The organism is Chryseobacterium limigenitum, assembly GCF_900114875.1.
GTDB lineage: Bacteria > Bacteroidota > Bacteroidia > Flavobacteriales > Weeksellaceae > Chryseobacterium > Chryseobacterium limigenitum.
Genome location: NZ_FPKW01000001.1, coordinates 43,488 through 60,320 on the forward strand (window position 1 = coordinate 43,488; position 16,833 = coordinate 60,320).

The window sequence follows — 16,833 nt, forward strand, 5'->3', positions numbered from 1 at the left end:
AAAAATTAATAGTTTTGAAATAAATTAAAACTGATGATTTTATTATTTCTTTTATTTATTTTAGTAATTAATGTTGGTCTTGCTTATTTGGCAATGAAATATCTTAGGATCTATACAAAAAACACAAAGTATTCAGCAGTTTTAGATGCTTCTGTTTTTCTTATCTCATTGGTAATTCTGATGGCGATTACTCTTTTTATTCTTATTAATACTGTTACTATTGGAAGATAAGGTTATTGATTTGTTTTTGACGATTATAATATAAGCTATTGATAAATTGATAAATAACGAAATCCAAACATTCATTCCATAAAATAGATGATAAGAAAAAATATTCTCCTGATAAACCAGATTTTTTATAATTCTAAAAGTTATTGCTGTTGTTGTTATTGAATAACTTAAAATCATAAAAATTCTATGCTTGTCGATATTTCCTTTTTTAATATAAATTACGGCAAGAGTAGTGAAATACACCCAAAGAAAATTTTGCAATAAAAATCCTGTAATTCCTATAATTCCTCCATTTGAAAATAATGCAAGTACAAAACAGGCAGGGAAATTAATGATTAGAATATTGTATACATATATTTTACCAATTATTTTATGAAGTTTATGATTTTCAGTTAAAAAATGATTTGAAAACTGTGTTAAACCAGCCAAAAGGCAAAATATTATTGAAAAAATATGAATGTAAAAGAATAACAGCCAATATTTGTTATGTACAACATCCTGTTTAAACTGTAAGAAGCCAATATTTTTTTCAAAAGTTGTGTATTGAGAAATGGTATTTAGCATAACAATACTAAATATGAAAAGTGCAATAGCTGATATGAATTTATAAATATTCAAAAGGAATTATTTTTTCTTGAATAAGTTTAGCTTTCAGGGTATCCGCATATTTATGAGCAAATTTTTCTTTTTCAACTTTTGGAAGACTGAAATAAAAATCATTTCTGGCCTCCTTTAAATCATATTCTTCATTTTCATTTCCTGGTCTATCAACCACTTCTAGGTAATGAACATAATGTCCAAATTCGTGTAATAATGTTCTGTAAAGCTGTGTATTCCTTGACGGTTCGGATTTTAAATCAGCAAAGAATTCTCTTTTATTTTCATTGAAAATATGTCCGTCCTGTTTGAGCCTTTCAAACTCTTTTTGATCTTCAATGCTTTGTTTTCTTGGCCAGATGATTTTTTTATTTAAATCAATTGTATCTAAAATAATGGCAGGAAAGTATTCATTTTCAAATTCATAACTATAAACCAATCTTCCCCACACCGAAGAAATAATTTCTTCTTTTCTTTTAGACTGTCTTAGAATGATGAATTTTAAATCTCCATAATCTTCAGATGGAATGTGCTGAATAATTTTAACCAAATCATTAACAGAACATGAGTGCATTGAATTTTCGCGAGTTTCTTCTACTACAAATAAAAATTCATGATTATTAATAACTCTGATTTCCTTTTGATACTTTTCAATCCTTTCATAAAAAGAGAGTAATGTTCCATAGGGTGTAGGAATTTTAAGCTTATTATTTTGTCCAAAGCCTTGGTTTTCGGTTCCTATATTTCGGTTTCTTCGGGTTGGGTTGAACATACATTTTCAATTCTACATAATATTTTTCACCCTCACATGCTGCAACAACATAATCGTCTTCGCATCCTTCATTTCACCAGAATCAATCATGGCAAGCGCATCATCAAAGGCAAGTTCTAAAACCTCAATATCTTCTCCTTCTTCTTCCAATCCGCCACCATCAGTGGTTTTCATTTCCTTGGAATATTCAGCGATGAAGAAATGAAGAATTTCAGTTACAGAACCAGGTGACATGTAAGATTCAAAAACCTTTTCAACTTTTGAGATCTTGTAGCCGGTTTCTTCTTCGGTTTCTCTTTTGATGCATTCTTCGGGATTGTCGTTGTCCAATAATCCGGCGCAGGTTTCAATAAGCATTCCGTCTGAATTTCCGTTGATATAAGTCGGTAAGCGGAATTGTCTCGTTAAAATAACGGTTTTCAGATCTTGATTATACAAGAGAATTGTTGCGCCATTTCCTCTGTCATAAGCTTCTCTGCTTTGGGTTTGCGCGGAACCGTTGCTGTTTATTTTTTCGTAGGTGATTTTATTTAAAGTATACCAGTTGTTTGATAAAATTTCTGTTTTTAAGATCTTTACTTTGCTATTTTGCATTATGAGTGTGTTCAGTGTTAAAATTTTAAACTTGTATCAAGAGTTAATGTTGAACTATAACTGTTGAAGATAAGTTAGTTTCGAGTTCTTGATAAATTCTTCCGGAGTAGTGTCTTTTGTTGCCTCTTTATTGGTCAATTCAATGATATAAATAGGCGTTCCCTGAATTTTGCTGTCGTTGCATAAAAGCTTAAATCTTTTGATTTTTGGATCTGTACTTAATGAAACAAGCTCATCAGAAGAATTAATTCTCATATTGTTCACATCAAAAGAAGCACGAGGATCTTTTTGAAGTTTTAAAAATCTTTTCTGACTTTTATCTGTTGTTTCATCAAGGAATTTTTCCATCTGATAATCCGTCAGAAGCTGTGGATAAATGAGCCCTTCCTGTAAAAATGATTGAGTAGTTTTATCAGATTTATTGTAATTAATTATCTTGTCATCAAACTGAACAAAATTATCCTTTATGATTATTTTACCTTCAAATTTTTTATAATTTTTCTTTTTGTAATCATTTTTAAAATGTTCAACAATTGCCTTATCCTTTGAGCTTAAAGCTTCCTTTTTTTGAGCAAAAGTCGTCATTGATAATGATAAACAAAGACCTAATGAAAATAGCAGTTTCATAATTTTTGTAATTTTTATTTATTTTTTGTTGAGCAGATCTTCCAAAGCTGTTTTTAAATCAGGGAATTCAAACTGAAATCCTGCATTCTGAATTTTTTGTGAAGATGCTCGTGAACCTTCCAGCAAAGCGTCTGCCAATTCTCCAAATATCAGTTTTAAAACAAAACTCGGAACATTTGGCATAAACAGTGGTTTTTTCACCACTTCAGCGATTTTCTTAGTTAAATTTTCGTTTGTTGTATGTTGTGGTGAGTTGGCATTGTAAGCGCCTTCTATATGTGAATTTTTTAAAGCAAATTCATAAATAGAGCAAATATCATTCACATGAATCCATGGCATATATTGTTTTCCGCTTCCGAGAGGCGAACCGATGCCTAAATTGATCGTTGGCAACATCTTTTTTAAAGCTCCTTCTTTTTCTGAAAGTACCACCGCTGTACGTATTTTTACAACTCTTTCGGCAAGATTCTGTTCTTTAAAATCATCTGCAGATTTTTCCCAGAGAACAACAACTTCACTTAGAAAATCATTTCCGGGTTCGTCGCCTTCAGTATAAATTTTTTCCGTTGTTATAGTTCCGTAATAATTAATTCCTGAAGCTGAAATGAAAGATTTAAGTTTAATATTTTTCTTCTTTAAAGTATCTAAAAGTAACCTTGCAGAATCTACACGGCTTGAAATCAATTCTTTTTTCCGCTCATCAGTCCAGCGTTTTTCAGAAATGTTGGCGCCGGCTAAATGAATGATGTGAGCTACATTTTCAAAAGCAGATTCATCGATCGTTCCATTTTTGATGTCCCATTCGAAGTCGTTATCACGTTGTTTTTTTCGGGTTAAAAATCGTACGGAATATTCTTTTTCAAGCTTTTTGTATAGTTCTTGGGCAACCATTCCGTTGGCTCCGGTGATTAAAACAACTTCTTTCATAATAATTAAATTTAAGTTTAATACAGATTATGCTTGATTTTTTACAATCAAAACAAAATCATCTTCTAACAATTTATAGCCGTAATCATAAATAAATTTGTACTCGGAACCGTTTTTATAGACTTTAAAGTTGGTGAAATAATCAAAATCAAAACCCAAGCCATCTAATTTAGATTTGGGAACTTTGGTTTTACCATCAACATTGATTTCTCCTAAGATCCTGTAATTTTTGCGAAGTTTATTATTCACATTTCGCATAAAATTATTAGAATCTTTATTCTGTTTATTGTTATAGGCATTTCGGCAGGCATCGTTGCAGAATTTTTTATCTGATCGGCCGATAATTTTTTCGCCACATTCAAGACAATCCATAATTTTTTACTTTTTCATTCTGTGTGTATGTTTTTTTCTTAATAATTTAATCAGCCTGTTGTGGGTAGGGTAGCTTCTGTTTGCCGTGAGATTGTTGAAAAATAGTGCAACAATCAATAATATAATACAACCCGACAAAACAGGGGAAACCACGTACCAATAGCCTAATTCAGGGATTTTTCCGGTTGAACTTACAGCGATCAAAGCCGTTGCACCGCCCGGTGGGTGGAGGGTTTTTGTGTATTGCATCACTATGATAGAGAAAGCGACCGCTAACGGGGCTGAGAGCCAGATAATATCAGGAACAATTTTATAAACCGTAACGCCGACAATGGCAGAAAGTACATGCCCTCCAATTAAATTTCTAGGCTGCGCCAAAGGGCTTTGAATGGCTCCGTAAATCAAAACACTCGAGGCGCCGAAAGAACCTATCAAAAATACATTTTCGGCCTGTAAAAGCTGATGAGATTGGATAAATGCAATAAGCCCAATTCCAAAAAATGCGCCTAAAAACGACCAGAAATGTTCTTTATAATCAACCAGTGTTTCTTTATAAATCACATATTTTGATACTCTGAATGTTCTTTTTATTGTCTTCTTCATTTATTCTTCTTTATTTTTATAATTTGAATTACATTTTCTATGAAAGGTTGTTTTTTTAAGAATAAGTTCTGACTGTTTTTTAGCATATTCAATGATCTGATCGGGGTTTTTGACTAGAATTTCTTCATCAGATGCATAGCGTATTCGGGAGTTTCTAATCTGAAAATATTATTGGCTTCAATTCTTTTATGAAAATCAAATTTTCTGAGCCAGTCAGGAAGTTTTTTGACCCCGGGTTCAATCCCGTGTTTTTTTTTGTCAATCCCAAATTGAGAGGAAACTCAAAAATATTGATATCCCTATTCATATCATAATCTTTGTTCAAATATACATAATTATCCGATTGTAAACGACTACAAACGAATTTAAATAGTTTTATACCGATTCTGATTTTCAATTTCTACAACCTTTGCCACAGAGATTTGAGAAAACAGTGAACGTCTCTTATCTGATTATTAATTAAAAAAATATATACGTATGTCACTAAGAAACAAAGTAACCTTAATCGGTTATACAGGAAAAGAAGTAGAAATTGTAAACTTTGATAGCGGTGCTACAAAGGGAAGCGTATCGTTAGCAACGAATGATCATTACACCAATGCAAAAGGTGAAAAGGTGGAAGAAACACAATGGCATAATTTGGTATTTTTCGGGAAAGTTACAGAGATCTTTCAAAAATATGTTCCCAAAGGAAAAGAGATTGCTATTGAAGGAAAATTAACGTACAGATCTTATGATGACAAAGACGGTGTAAAGCGATATATTACAGAGATCAGAGTCGATGAAATCTTACTATTAGGAGGTAAATAACGGCAAAAATACAAACGATGAAAGTAAAAATTTTTAAAATAAGATTACCTGAAGAATTTCTTTATCAGGATCAGAAAACGCTGGATAGTTTTCTCGAATCTAATGAAATCATTAAAGTTGAAACTGCTTTTGTACAAGATGAAAATTATTGGTCTGTTGTTTTATATTTTGAGGAATTAAGGCTGAAACAATCTTCAAATACAGTAAAAGAAACCAAAACAGCTAAATATTCTCTGGAAGATGATACACTTAATTATGATGAGGAAAAGATTTTAGATGCCTTGAAGTTATGGCGTTCAGAAAAGGCAAAAGAACAAAATCTTCCGACATACTTTATTGCAACCAATAAAGAACTGATGTCTGTTGCGAAATATAAACCCGCTAAAAAAGAAGAGTTGCTAGATATCAAAGGTTTTGGAAAACATAAAATTGAAAATTATGGTGAAGAAATATTAGAAATTCTCGAAAGTATCTGAATTTTTCATAGATCAACAGAACACAAATGATGAAAATAAAAATGAGAAGTCGACGAATTCATTCTTCGACTTTTTTATGGAGCTTAAAAAGTCCTTTCAATTCCTTATTTTTGCAAGACTTATCAATTATTAATCATCATTTATCAATTATAAAATGAAGCCAAGTTTAGCAAAAGGGACGAGAGATTTTACAGCAGAAGAAGTTTCAAGAAGAAAATACATCATTAATATTTTACAGAAGAACTTCGAATTATTTGGATTCCAGCCATTGGAAACGCCAAGCTTTGAAAATCTTTCAACATTAACAGGGAAATACGGAGAAGAAGGAGATCGCTTGATTTTTAAGATTTTAAACTCAGGAGATTATACTTCTAAAGTGAATCAGGAAGATTGGGACAATAAAAGTCATCAAAAACTTACGTCTCAAATCTCTGATAAAGCCCTTCGTTACGACCTTACCGTACCTTTTGCAAGATTCGTAGCAATGAATCACGGGAAATTAACTTTCCCTTACAAACGTTATCAAATTCAACCGGTTTGGAGAGCAGATCGTCCTCAAAAAGGGAGATTCAGAGAGTTTTATCAATGTGATGCAGACGTTGTAGGAAGCGAAAGTCTTTTTCAGGAAGTAGATTTGGTTCAATTATACTTAAAATCCTTTGCGGACTTAAAAGTTCCTGTGACGATTCATTTAAACAACAGAAAAATTCTTTCTGGATTAGCTGAATACGCAGGAATTACAGATAAATTAATTGATTTCACTGTCGCTCTTGACAAGCTTGATAAAATTGGAAAAGAAGGTGTTGTTAAAGAATTATTAGAAAGAGAAATTTCTCAGGAATCGATTGATAAATTAGATTTTCTATTCACTCAATCCGATGATGCACTTGAAAATCTACTTCAATTAAAAGAAAAGTTTGTAGGAAATGAAGTTGGAACAAAAGGAGTTGAAGAATTAGAATTTGTTCTGACAAAATCTATAAGTCTTGGTGTTGATATTCAAAATCTTGTTTTTGATATTACTCTGGCGAGAGGATTAGATTATTATACGGGAGCAATTTTCGAGGTGAAAGCTGACGAAGTTCAGATGGGTTCCATCGGTGGTGGCGGAAGATATGACAATCTTACTGAGGTTTTCGGAGTGAAAAATATCCCCGGAATCGGAATTTCTTTCGGTCTTGACAGAATTTATCTTGTTGTAGAAGAACTTGGGCTTTTCCCTGAAGAAGCTACCTCTAAAGTTGAATATTTGTTTGCCAATTTCGGAGGTGAAGAAACGTTGGAAGCTTTAAAATTGATCATGCAGTTAAGAGAAAAAGGAATTTCAGCAGAATTATATCCCGAAAATGCAAAAATCGGAAAACAATTTACTTACGCAGAAAAGAAAGGAATTAAAAATCTTGTTTTTTTAGGTGAAGAAGAACTTAAAAACGGAACAGTTACTTTTAAAGATCTTGCAGCCGGAGAGCAGAAAACGGTTTCTTTGGAGAAGTTTTTAGGGTAATTCTCCGAAGGAATATAAAATAGAAAAGCATTATCAAAACGATAATGCTTTTTGTAATAGATTAATATTGGCTATTATTCCAATTGTCATTAATCCAATTTTTAATATTCAATTGACTATGAATATTTGATGGAACTTCATTTCTAATCATTTTTTCGATTTTTGTAGCTGATGCTTTTTGTGTGAAATTCCAACTACTACAAAGTTTGTTAATGAAATAAATGATTTCATAGCCTTCTTTTCTATTTAATAGAGTGCTATCTGGTTCTCCTGTCACTTTCGGATTATCTGGAGCTATTGCTGTCCATGAATAATCTTTAAAATAAAGATCTGCTTGTGTAATTACTGCCATAATAAAAGTTTTATCCAAAAGTAATTTAGGATAAATTAATAGCCTTATGGTTTTCCGTATTTTAGAAAAAAATTATATTTGTAATATTTACGATTCAACAAAAACTAAATCATGAGCGAAAAATCAAGACTTGACGAAATAAAAGACGAACTGGAAAAGCTAGACATCAACCCTACAATTTTTGCCAGAAAAGAAATCCGTGAATTACCGGAGATTCTTTCTAGAGACGAGAAAATAGTTTATCTCGTTGAAGGAAGAAATAAAACTACCAAACATCACATCATTTTGGTGGCTACCGACAGAAGGTTGATTTTTGTGGATAAAGAATTCATGTACGGACTAAAGGTTGAAGATTTTTCATATGATAAAGTCAGTTCAATTCAATATGAAAAAGAGTTTATGCTGGCGTCAATAGATATTCATATTTCAGAAAATATTCTTGAGATCGATGGAGTAGGAAAATATTATGCAGAGCTGTTTTGCGAAAAAGTAAGAAACTTTATGGCTCAACCGAAAGAAGCGTTTCAGCCTAAAAGTGAACCTACAGTTTTAGATCAATTGGAACAGTTAGGAAGACTGAAAGAAAATGGAGTTGTAACGGAAGAAGAATTTGCAGAACAAAAGCAGAAACTTCTTGAAAAACTTCAATAAATTGTTTCATTCGAATAAAAATTAAACACAAATTCGTAATTTGGATTATTCTAAAGGAGTTTATGCTCCGTTTGATATAATTTAAAAACTATTAAACCAAAAACCAGATGGATATCATTTGCGCATTATGCGGAACACCCTTAACGTCGATGGATACGCTTTTGGGCGAAAATAAACTGTCGGACGGCAGTATTTTATGCAATAAATGCTTTAATAAGGCGACAAATATTAATAAAGACCTTGTAAATTCAATCGGAAGTTTTAATCTTGCGGAAGTAAGAGGAATTATCCTTGGCGGAAAAATTGACGATTTCGAAGAAAATATTGCTACACCAACTCTTGAAACTCCAAAAATTGAAATACCTGTCAATACTTTTTTTGATCCAAACGGTTTTCAGGATTACGATCAGCCTACAAGACTTGATGATATTAAAGATCAAATCGTTGCACTTAATGCTAAACTGAGCATTTTTGTAGACAGCGAAGTGAAAGAATTGGTGAATATATTGGATAATGGAGAAAAAATTATCGCTATTGCAGAAGGAAAATACTTAGGTAATAACCGTGAAGGTATTGTTTTCTCTACACAAAAAAGAGTGGTGTTTATCGATAAAAAATTCTTTGGAGGTGTTGTAGAAAATGAATTTATGCATGATAAAATTACTTCTATAGAATATGATTCGGGTATTCTGACATCTTCAATGAAAATATATGCATCCGGCATTACTGCGGAATTTAAATTATATAATAAACATGCAGCAAAAGCATTTTATGATGGAGTAAAAGATTATATCGGTCGTTCCGGAAAGGTGCAGCAGCAATCATTTAAACAAGAAAGCATCCAGATTTCTATAAATGATCATACATTCGGATCTCAAAATCAAAGTTCGCCATTTGATATATTTAAGCAAGTTATTTCCAAACCTCAGCAACAGCCTGAAAAAGCTCCGGAGAATGTAGAAAAAGAACCTGCTGAAGCTATTTTTGAACAATTGGAAAAACTGGGAAAACTGAGAGAGATGGGAGTGTTGACAGAAGCAGAATTTGCAGAACAGAAAAAGAAATTATTGGGAAGATTATGATAAAGGCATTCATTATTAGATTAATCAACGGAAAGTGGTATTCGGCACCATTTATTTTTACAATTTTTACGGTGTTTTGCTGGTTATGCCTTATTATTTTTCCGGCAAAAGCAATGATATGGGGTTTATTGATTTCTTTACCTTTTCTTGGTTACTTCATTTGCTTTATTTTGGGTATCGCGAAGATGTTCATGAAAGAATTTAAAGAAGGAATTAAACAATGCTTTTTTACTGTTGTAATTTCAATTGTTGCTATGCTTTTTTTTACTATTTTTCTTCCCAAAGATCCATATAAAGAGTATAAAGGCGATGCGAAAAATCCGAATAATGTAAAAACTGAAATGCCTTTGAAATTATCTCTTAATAACGAAAAACCTTTATTTAAAGTCGAAAAACAGGATGTATTTTTATATGATTATTCCATGCCTGGCAACTATAAATATCAGGTTTTTCTTAATAAAACAGATAAAGGAAAAGTTTACTTAAAAATGTTTGATCTTGTTACCAACAGAATTCTTTCGGAAAAAGAAATCAAACAGGAATCTCAAATAGAAGTTTACAATCCAACAGATGAATTAAAAGAATTTGGATTAAGTAATCAATTTACGGTTGAAGAAGGAGAGTGGGGAGATTATTACGGAAGTAGAGTTGAGGTTTGGTTTCAGCCGGATGACAGTACTCAGCCTGAAAGAAAATTAATCACAAAAAATTATATTATTCAAGGTAACTAGAATACTTAGAAGAATAATCATCCATTTTAACCACAAAGGTCAGAGAAATTTTATGATTAATTTATTTTAAATATTTTAGTTTAAAATTAAAATCATGGAAAATTATCTCGAAATAAATAAAAACTCATGGAATGCCAAAGTAGAACCGCATCTGAAGTCGGATTTCTATTTTGTGGATGAATTTGTAAAAGGAAGAAATTCACTTAATTCCATTGAATTAGATCTTTTAGGAGATGTAAAAGGGAAAAGTATTTTGCATTTGCAGTGTCATTTCGGGCAGGATTCTATTTCATTATCAAGATTGGGAGCAAAAGTTACGGGAGTAGATTTATCTGACAAAGCAGTAGAAGCTGCCAATAATCTCGCGAAACAGTGTGGAACAGACACTGAATTTATTTGTTCAGACGTTTATGATCTTCCGAATGTTTTACATGAAAAATTTGATATCGTTTTTACAAGTTACGGAACCATTGGCTGGCTTCCTGATTTAGATAAATGGGCGAATGTTATTAACTATTTTCTAAAACCTAACGGAAAATTTGTAATGGCAGAATTTCATCCTGTGGTTTGGATGTTTGATGATGATTTCAACGGAATTACTTATAATTATTTTAATGAAAAACCAATTGTAGAAACCTATGAAGGGACTTATGCAGATTTTTCGGCTGATATCGTTCAGGAATATGTGATGTGGAATCATTCTTTGTCTGAAGTGTTTCAAAATTTAATTAAAAACGATTTAATGATTGAAAATTTTCAGGAATTCGATTGGTCGCCATATCCTTGTTTTAAACATATTGACGAATTTGAGAAAGGGAAATGGCGAATCGAAAAATTCGGAAACAAAATACCAATGGTATATGCTTTAAGCGTACAAAAAAAGTCATCGTAAAATATTTTACGATGACTTTTCTTATATATGAATGTTAAAAAAAACTAATCTTAATTTAAAGAATCTTCAGCTTTTGTTTTCGCCTCGTCTAGTTTTGCCTGAGCCTGAGAAGCTACGTCATTGGCTTTACTTTTAAGATCATTTCCCCATTTATTAAGGTTGTCTTTTGCCGTGTTAATTTTATCTTTTACCGCTTGTTGCTCCTCTGGAGTAGATTTTTTATATTTCCAATAAGCTAAAGCACCCAATCCTAATAAAGCAAGTAAGCCGTTTGTTTTGTTTCCCATGATTTCTATTTTTTTATGTTATTATTAATACTAAAATTTGTTATTAATAAGTATGTAAAATACGTGCCAAAAAAATAAATTCAATTATAAATTTATGTTAAAATTTAATTGAAGACTTCAAAATTTTCACCATCAAAACTTGCAAAGACCATGGTTGGATAAGAATCCTGATGATAGATATTCCCTTGTTTATCAATGGCAATCGCACCTGCGAAACCGTCGATTGTTTTTAATTCTTCAAAAGTTTTATTAAAAGCATTTTCAAGACTCATTCCGTCTGTAACTCTTGTTACAATTTTTGCAGAAGTCGCATTGCTCACAATGTCCTCTCCAACACCTGTACAGCTTACAGCACAGAAAGAATTGGCGTAATTGCCGGCAACAGTTGCAGAGTCAGAAATTCTTCCCGGGATTTCAAAACCTTTTCCTCCTGTTGAGGTGGCAACGGCTAATTTTCCGTCTTTATCAATTGCTACACAGCCAACAGTTCCTTTTCCGCCATTTGCTAATTTGGCTTCATATTCTTTTCTGCGTTGAGGGATTTCAGTTGAAAAATTCTCAAAACCATGTTCTGTAGCATAATTTTTTGCACCTTCACCTCCCAAAACTCTGTCATCTTCTTTCATTAAGTCTTTAGCAACAAAAATAGGATTCTTCACATCTTGGATATTGATGACACCACTTAGTTTTTGGGTTTCACCATCCATGATTGCAGCACTCATGCGAATCACGCCGTCACTTTGAATTTGGGAACCGATTCCGGCATTGTATAATTCATCATCCTCCAAAAGAGAAACGGCATAAGCTACCGTATCAAAAGCAGAATTTGACTGTAAATATTCAAAAGCTTTTTGAGCAATATTTTTTAATGACTCTTGTTTCGCTGTTTTTACTTCATGGCTTTGGTCACTTTCGGAGAAGAAACCGCCGTGGATGATTAATTTCATAAAAATATAATTGATAGTTGATAGATGATAATTGATATTCTTGACGAAGTTAATTTATTTATCAATCAACCAAAATCATTGATCAACTATCATTAATCATTTATTATTTATCTTGTGGAATCGGGTTAAATTGAGAATTTTCAATCGTCAATGTTTTTGTCGTCAGATCATAATGGTCATTCATCGACATTACATGTACGGTTAAATTATCAATAGAAATAGGCTCACCAAGATTGATATTGGTAAGATTGGTGTCTTTAATAAACCTTCCGTCAACAATAATTACAAGTCCCGAACCAACCGCGGTCATTGTATCATTATGAATAAAAAGTCCGGTATCTTCACCTAAACCAATTCCCAATGTTCTCGGATTGTTGACAACAGCCTGAAACAAACGACCAATTCTTCCTCTTTGTACGAAGTGGGTATCGATGATTACATTATCAATTAAACCTAAACCTTGCGTAGTTTTTATTTCACCTTTCAGCAACGCTTCAGAACTGCTTCCCTGATAAATCATATTTTCAGACGCGGCAGCTGCTCCTGCAGAAGTTCCGGAGTAAATAAAATCCTGCTCCTGATATTTTAATAGAATGGTATCATGAAATCTTGTTCCGCCAAGAATAGAGGTCAGCCTCAACTGATCTCCACCTGTGAACATCACAACATCTGCTGCGTTAGCTCTTGCCACCATCGCATCAGAATTGGCTTCCTCACGATTGTGGATATCAAGGATGTTTACATTTTTGGCACCTAAAAATTCAAACGCTTTCTTATATTCCGTACCAACAATTTGGGGGATCTGAGAAGCAGTCGTAATAATTTCTATTACGGAATTTTCTTTAAGCTTAGACTCATTAATTATCTTTCTTAGAATACCTCTTTCAAAGAAATTGAGGTTTTTTTCGATATTCTGATCGAAGTCGGTTTCAGCAAAGCTGCCTTTATTTACAGCCCCTCCGATAACGATTAATTTTCCAACGGGTTTCATCATAGTGTGCAAATTTAAAAAATTATTAACATTTAGCGAAATCTATACCACATTTTAATTGACACTGAGTATTTTAGAATTATTAATAATTTTCAATTTTATTTTGAGAAATCTACAAGTGTGGTATAGTTTTGTTTATGGTTTTACATTATCTTTGATTCTGGAATATGTTATCATTAATAAGAAAAATGCAAAATGTCTATGAAAATTGAGAAGATACAGGCTTTACGTGGTCCTAATATTTGGAGTATAAGAAGAAAAAAGCTGATACAGATGCGGTTGGATCTTGAAGAACTGGAAAATTTCCCTACCAATAAAATCGATGGTTTTAGAGAAAGAATAGAACAATTAATGCCGTCTTTACTTTCACACAGGTGCTCAGAAGGGGTAGAAGGCGGATTTTTTCACAGAGTGGAAACCGGAACATGGATGGGGCATGTTATTGAACATATTGCTCTTGAGATCCAGACTTTAGCGGGAATGGACACAGGATTCGGAAGAACACGCGAAACAAAAAGTCCCGGAATTTATAATGTAGTTTTCGATTATATTGAAGAAAATGCAGGAATTTACGCTGCCGAACAAGCCGTAAAAATTGCAGAAGCTTTAATTGAAGGCAGAGAATATGATCTGAATGCTTGTATTCATAGGCTAAAAGAGATCAGAGAACGTGTTCGTTTAGGTCCGTCAACGGGAAGTATCGTTGAAGAAGCGGTTTCCAGAAAAATTCCTTGGATCAGATTGGGGACAAACTCTTTGGTACAGCTTGGTTACGGAGTTAATCAGCAAAGATTTCAGGCTACGATTACAGGTAAAACAAGCTCAATTGCAGTAGATATTGCGTGTAATAAAGAATTAACGAAAAGAATGCTTCATGATGCTGCGATTCCTGTTCCGATCGGCGATTTGGTTGTTGATGAAGAAGGACTGGAAAGCGTTATCAGAAAAATAAATTATCCGATTGTTTTAAAGCCTTTGGACGGAAATCACGGAAAAGGCTCATCCATCAATGTAAACGATTGGGAAGCTGCAAAAATTGGTTTAGAGCATGCTCAGAAATATTCAAAAAAAGTAATTGTTGAAAAATATATTACCGGATATGATTTCAGAGTTTTAGTTATTAATAATAAAATGGTTGCTGCTGCAAGAAGAGTCCCTGCTCACGTTGTGGGAGATGGAGAATTAAATATTCAGCAATTAATTGAAAAAGAAAATAAAGACCCGAGAAGAGGATACGGTCATGAAAATGTGTTGACTGAAATTGAAGTAGATAAAGATACTACTGAACTTCTTGAAAAACTTCATTACACGCTGGAAACGGTTCCTCAAAAAGGAGAAGTTGTCTATTTAAAATCAACGGCTAACCTTTCTACAGGAGGGACTTCTATTGATGTGACCGATATGGTTCACCCGGAAAATATCACCATGGCAGAAAGGGTTTCCAAGATTATTGGTTTGGACGTCTGCGGAATTGATATTATGGCCGAAAATTTAACGCAGCCGTTAAAAGAAAGTGGCGGAGCTATTATTGAAGTAAATGCGGCTCCGGGTTTCAGAATGCATCTTGCTCCAAGCGAAGGTCTTCCGAGAAATGTTGCTGCTCCGGTTGTAGATATGCTGTATCCGGCAGGAAAACCATTTACGATTCCGATCATTGCGGTGACGGGAACGAATGGTAAAACAACTACGACAAGATTAATTTCTCATATCATTAAAAATAACGGTTTTAGAGTGGGTTTCACAACTTCAGACGGTATTTATATTCAGAATACGATGTTGACGAAAGGTGATACTACAGGCCCTCTTTCAGCTGAATTTATTCTGAAAGATCCAACCGTAGAATTTGCCGTTCTGGAAACTGCAAGAGGTGGAATTCTCCGTTCCGGACTTGGTTTTTCTCAATGTGATATCGGGGTTTTAACCAATATTAAAGAAGATCATTTGGGCTTGAATGACATTCATAACCTGAAAGACTTAACGAAGGTAAAAAGAGTTGTTCTTGACAGTGTAAAGAAAAACGGCTGGAGCGTGATGAATGCTGATGATGAGTATTCTATGAGAATTGTGAATGATCTGCACAGCAATGTGGCAATTTTCAGTATGGATGAAAATAATCCACACATGAAGAAATTCGCGAAAGAAGGGAAAATTACCTGCGTTTATGAAGAAGGTTTTGTGACGATCAAAAAAGGTGACTGGAAGATCAGAATCGGAAAAGCAAAAGATTTCCCGATTACGATGGATGGTAAAGCGAAATTTATGATCGAAAATGTTTTAGCAGCGAGTTTAGCGTGCTATCTTCAGGGCTTGGGAATCGAGGATATTTCAAATTCTTTGAGAACTTTTATTCCGAGTGCACAGCTTACACCGGGAAGACTGAATGTTTTCAAGTTTAAAAATTTCAAAGTCTTAATTGATTTTGCCCACAATCCATCAGGATATGAAGCGATTGAAGATTATCTTAAAAATATTGAATCTACCAAGAAAATCGGTATTATTTCCGGAGTTGGAGACAGAAGGGATGAAGATATCAGACTGTGTGGTAAAATCGCAGGAAGAATGTTCGATTATATCATCATCAGAAACGAAAAACATCTTCGCGGAAGGAAAGAAGAGGACATCAATGCATTAATTATCGATGGTATTAATGAAGCTCAAAGAGATGTAAGCTATGAAATTATTCCTAAAGAAATTGATGCCCTAAAACATGCAATGGGAATGGCTGAGGAAGGGGCTTTCATAACCGCTTTAAGTGATGTTATCTCTAATGCAATCGATCTGGTGCAGGAATATCAGGCAAGGGAATTGCTTGAGGATGATAAGATTTAATTGGGAGTTCAGTGTTTCGGCTTCGAAGAAGCCGAAACACTGAACTCAATACTTTTCAAAATAAAAACCCTCCAATGTGTTGGAGGGTTTGTCTTATAGGTTTTCCCAAGATTTTTTAATCTTCTGCATTTTTATAAGATAAAAATATAAAGGAATTAATTCTAGTCTAAAGGTAAAACTTATATTAGGGACAGTAAAAGGAATCACAGCCATCATAATAATACAAATTGCAATACCTACAATTGCATCAATAATTGCGGCCTGTGGTGCCCATTTTTGTTCAAACCAAAGACCATAAGCAACAATTCCTTTGAAAATAAGTAGAATACTAACTAAAAATCCTGTTAATGTATAAGGATGCTGTGCTTGAATTCCATAAAGTGACAAGCTGATGTTGGTTAAAAATGACCCACAAATCAAGATTAAAACAGCTATAGCTCCTCCAATTAGAAAGAACCAAGTGAAAATTTTAATCCAGACTGGCAATAAACTTCTTCTTCGTACAAAATTACTTTTTACATCAAACTCTTCAAAAGCCGATTGCTCTTCCATTGTATA

Annotated in this window: 21 protein-coding genes; 9 read left to right on the forward strand and 12 right to left on the reverse strand. The window is 33.3% G+C overall.

What is annotated here, in order from left to right:
* Positions 1-33 precede the first annotated feature (33 nt).
* A complete protein-coding gene (locus BT156_RS22000; protein WP_170857251.1) occupies positions 34-231 on the forward strand; it encodes a hypothetical protein in 198 nt (65 codons plus the stop codon).
* Here BT156_RS22000 and BT156_RS22550 read toward each other — a convergent pair.
* The 7 genes from BT156_RS22550 to BT156_RS00210 are packed head-to-tail and all read right to left on the reverse strand — an operon-like array spanning position 166 to position 4,723.
* Positions 166-795, reverse strand: coding sequence for a DUF2306 domain-containing protein (locus BT156_RS22550; protein WP_072406046.1), 630 nt, complete (start codon positions 793-795; stop codon positions 166-168). The genes BT156_RS22000 and BT156_RS22550 overlap by 66 nt on opposite strands.
* Positions 796-835: 40 nt before the next feature.
* The gene (locus tag BT156_RS00185) at positions 836-1,600 is read right to left on the reverse strand and encodes a hypothetical protein (protein ID WP_072406048.1); all 765 of its coding nucleotides are present in this window, start codon (positions 1,598-1,600) and stop codon (positions 836-838) included.
* Positions 1,601-1,612: 12 nt separating this feature from the next.
* Positions 1,613-2,194: a GDP-mannose pyrophosphatase NudK gene (gene nudK / locus BT156_RS00190; RefSeq protein ID WP_072406050.1), complete on the reverse strand. Its 582-nt coding sequence runs from the start codon at positions 2,192-2,194 to the stop codon at positions 1,613-1,615.
* 54 nt (positions 2,195-2,248) lie between these two features.
* Entirely contained in the window at positions 2,249-2,821 is a 573-nt protein-coding gene (locus BT156_RS00195; protein ID WP_139255383.1) for a hypothetical protein, read from the reverse strand.
* A gap of 18 nt (positions 2,822-2,839) precedes the next feature.
* The gene (locus tag BT156_RS00200; protein WP_072406053.1) at positions 2,840-3,748 is read right to left on the reverse strand and encodes a TIGR01777 family oxidoreductase; all 909 of its coding nucleotides are present in this window, start codon (positions 3,746-3,748) and stop codon (positions 2,840-2,842) included.
* Between the two features lie 27 nt (positions 3,749-3,775).
* A complete protein-coding gene (locus tag BT156_RS00205) occupies positions 3,776-4,120 on the reverse strand; it encodes a hypothetical protein (protein WP_072406055.1) in 345 nt (114 codons plus the stop codon).
* Between the two features lie 6 nt (positions 4,121-4,126).
* Complete coding sequence (locus BT156_RS00210) at positions 4,127-4,723, reverse strand: HPP family protein (protein WP_072406057.1); 597 nt, start codon at positions 4,721-4,723, stop codon at positions 4,127-4,129.
* 477 nt (positions 4,724-5,200) lie between these two features.
* Here BT156_RS00210 and BT156_RS00215 point away from each other — a divergent pair, with 477 nt between their 5' ends.
* From BT156_RS00215 to hisS, 3 genes are all read left to right on the forward strand, one after another.
* Entirely contained in the window at positions 5,201-5,533 is a 333-nt protein-coding gene (locus tag BT156_RS00215; protein ID WP_072406059.1) for a single-stranded DNA-binding protein, read from the forward strand.
* 17 nt (positions 5,534-5,550) lie between these two features.
* Complete coding sequence (locus BT156_RS00220; protein WP_072406061.1) at positions 5,551-6,009, forward strand: HRDC domain-containing protein; 459 nt, start codon at positions 5,551-5,553, stop codon at positions 6,007-6,009.
* Between the two features lie 154 nt (positions 6,010-6,163).
* Positions 6,164-7,513 carry a histidine--tRNA ligase gene (gene hisS, locus BT156_RS00225; protein ID WP_072406063.1) on the forward strand — a complete coding sequence of 450 codons (1,350 nt, stop codon included), beginning with the start codon at positions 6,164-6,166 and terminating at the stop codon, positions 7,511-7,513.
* 61 nt (positions 7,514-7,574) lie between these two features.
* Here the strand turns inward: hisS and BT156_RS00230 are convergent, their stop codons facing one another.
* A complete protein-coding gene (locus BT156_RS00230) occupies positions 7,575-7,865 on the reverse strand; it encodes a hypothetical protein (RefSeq protein ID WP_072406065.1) in 291 nt (96 codons plus the stop codon).
* 111 nt (positions 7,866-7,976) lie between these two features.
* On the opposite strand from BT156_RS00230, the gene BT156_RS00235 reads away from it, so the two are divergent.
* The 4 genes from BT156_RS00235 to BT156_RS00250 all read left to right on the forward strand — a co-directional run bounded on the left by BT156_RS00235 (position 7,977) and on the right by BT156_RS00250 (position 11,221).
* A complete protein-coding gene (locus BT156_RS00235; protein ID WP_072406067.1) occupies positions 7,977-8,516 on the forward strand; it encodes a PH domain-containing protein in 540 nt (179 codons plus the stop codon).
* A gap of 107 nt (positions 8,517-8,623) precedes the next feature.
* Positions 8,624-9,598, forward strand: a complete 975-nt coding sequence (locus BT156_RS00240) for a PH domain-containing protein (RefSeq protein WP_072406069.1) — start codon at positions 8,624-8,626, stop codon at positions 9,596-9,598.
* A 191-nt stretch (positions 9,599-9,789) separates the two neighbouring features.
* On the forward strand, positions 9,790-10,329 hold the full coding sequence (locus BT156_RS00245) for a hypothetical protein (protein WP_139255384.1): 540 nt from the start codon (positions 9,790-9,792) through the stop codon (positions 10,327-10,329).
* 94 nt (positions 10,330-10,423) lie between these two features.
* Positions 10,424-11,221, forward strand: coding sequence for a class I SAM-dependent methyltransferase (locus BT156_RS00250; protein WP_170857254.1), 798 nt, complete (start codon positions 10,424-10,426; stop codon positions 11,219-11,221).
* A gap of 50 nt (positions 11,222-11,271) precedes the next feature.
* On the opposite strand, the gene BT156_RS00255 is transcribed toward BT156_RS00250, so the two are convergent.
* From BT156_RS00255 to BT156_RS00265, 3 genes are all read right to left on the reverse strand, one after another.
* Positions 11,272-11,508, reverse strand: coding sequence for a YtxH domain-containing protein (locus BT156_RS00255; RefSeq protein ID WP_072406075.1), 237 nt, complete (start codon positions 11,506-11,508; stop codon positions 11,272-11,274).
* Positions 11,509-11,612: 104 nt separating this feature from the next.
* Positions 11,613-12,455 (reverse strand): isoaspartyl peptidase/L-asparaginase, encoded by an 843-nt coding sequence (locus BT156_RS00260; protein ID WP_072406077.1) that lies wholly within the window; start codon positions 12,453-12,455, stop codon positions 11,613-11,615.
* 103 nt (positions 12,456-12,558) lie between these two features.
* Positions 12,559-13,446: a cyanophycinase gene (locus tag BT156_RS00265; RefSeq protein WP_066759822.1), complete on the reverse strand. Its 888-nt coding sequence runs from the start codon at positions 13,444-13,446 to the stop codon at positions 12,559-12,561.
* A 201-nt stretch (positions 13,447-13,647) separates the two neighbouring features.
* Between BT156_RS00265 and cphA the strand changes: the two genes are divergently transcribed.
* Complete coding sequence (cphA, locus tag BT156_RS00270) at positions 13,648-16,275, forward strand: cyanophycin synthetase (RefSeq protein ID WP_072406942.1); 2,628 nt, start codon at positions 13,648-13,650, stop codon at positions 16,273-16,275.
* 93 nt (positions 16,276-16,368) lie between these two features.
* Here cphA and BT156_RS00275 read toward each other — a convergent pair whose 3' ends face one another.
* Entirely contained in the window at positions 16,369-16,827 is a 459-nt protein-coding gene (locus BT156_RS00275; RefSeq protein WP_072406079.1) for a hypothetical protein, read from the reverse strand.
* Between the last annotated feature and the right edge of the window lie 6 nt (positions 16,828-16,833).

Coding starts and splice junctions, on each gene's coding strand:
- BT156_RS22000 (WP_170857251.1), top strand. CDS start 34: ATGATTTTATTATTTCTTTTATTTATTTTAGTAATTAATGTTGGTCTT.
- BT156_RS22550 (WP_072406046.1), bottom strand. CDS start 795: ATGCTAAATACCATTTCTCAATACACAACTTTTGAAAAAAATATTGGC.
- BT156_RS00185 (WP_072406048.1), bottom strand. CDS start 1,600: ATGTTCAACCCAACCCGAAGAAACCGAAATATAGGAACCGAAAACCAA.
- nudK (WP_072406050.1), bottom strand. CDS start 2,194: ATGCAAAATAGCAAAGTAAAGATCTTAAAAACAGAAATTTTATCAAAC.
- BT156_RS00195 (WP_139255383.1), bottom strand. CDS start 2,821: ATGAAACTGCTATTTTCATTAGGTCTTTGTTTATCATTATCAATGACG.
- BT156_RS00200 (WP_072406053.1), bottom strand. CDS start 3,748: ATGAAAGAAGTTGTTTTAATCACCGGAGCCAACGGAATGGTTGCCCAA.
- BT156_RS00205 (WP_072406055.1), bottom strand. CDS start 4,120: ATGGATTGTCTTGAATGTGGCGAAAAAATTATCGGCCGATCAGATAAA.
- BT156_RS00210 (WP_072406057.1), bottom strand. CDS start 4,723: ATGAAGAAGACAATAAAAAGAACATTCAGAGTATCAAAATATGTGATT.
- BT156_RS00215 (WP_072406059.1), top strand. CDS start 5,201: ATGTCACTAAGAAACAAAGTAACCTTAATCGGTTATACAGGAAAAGAA.
- BT156_RS00220 (WP_072406061.1), top strand. CDS start 5,551: ATGAAAGTAAAAATTTTTAAAATAAGATTACCTGAAGAATTTCTTTAT.
- hisS (WP_072406063.1), top strand. CDS start 6,164: ATGAAGCCAAGTTTAGCAAAAGGGACGAGAGATTTTACAGCAGAAGAA.
- BT156_RS00230 (WP_072406065.1), bottom strand. CDS start 7,865: ATGGCAGTAATTACACAAGCAGATCTTTATTTTAAAGATTATTCATGG.
- BT156_RS00235 (WP_072406067.1), top strand. CDS start 7,977: ATGAGCGAAAAATCAAGACTTGACGAAATAAAAGACGAACTGGAAAAG.
- BT156_RS00240 (WP_072406069.1), top strand. CDS start 8,624: ATGGATATCATTTGCGCATTATGCGGAACACCCTTAACGTCGATGGAT.
- BT156_RS00245 (WP_139255384.1), top strand. CDS start 9,790: ATGAAAGAATTTAAAGAAGGAATTAAACAATGCTTTTTTACTGTTGTA.
- BT156_RS00250 (WP_170857254.1), top strand. CDS start 10,424: ATGGAAAATTATCTCGAAATAAATAAAAACTCATGGAATGCCAAAGTA.
- BT156_RS00255 (WP_072406075.1), bottom strand. CDS start 11,508: ATGGGAAACAAAACAAACGGCTTACTTGCTTTATTAGGATTGGGTGCT.
- BT156_RS00260 (WP_072406077.1), bottom strand. CDS start 12,455: ATGAAATTAATCATCCACGGCGGTTTCTTCTCCGAAAGTGACCAAAGC.
- BT156_RS00265 (WP_066759822.1), bottom strand. CDS start 13,446: ATGAAACCCGTTGGAAAATTAATCGTTATCGGAGGGGCTGTAAATAAA.
- cphA (WP_072406942.1), top strand. CDS start 13,648: ATGAAAATTGAGAAGATACAGGCTTTACGTGGTCCTAATATTTGGAGT.
- BT156_RS00275 (WP_072406079.1), bottom strand. CDS start 16,827: ATGGAAGAGCAATCGGCTTTTGAAGAGTTTGATGTAAAAAGTAATTTT.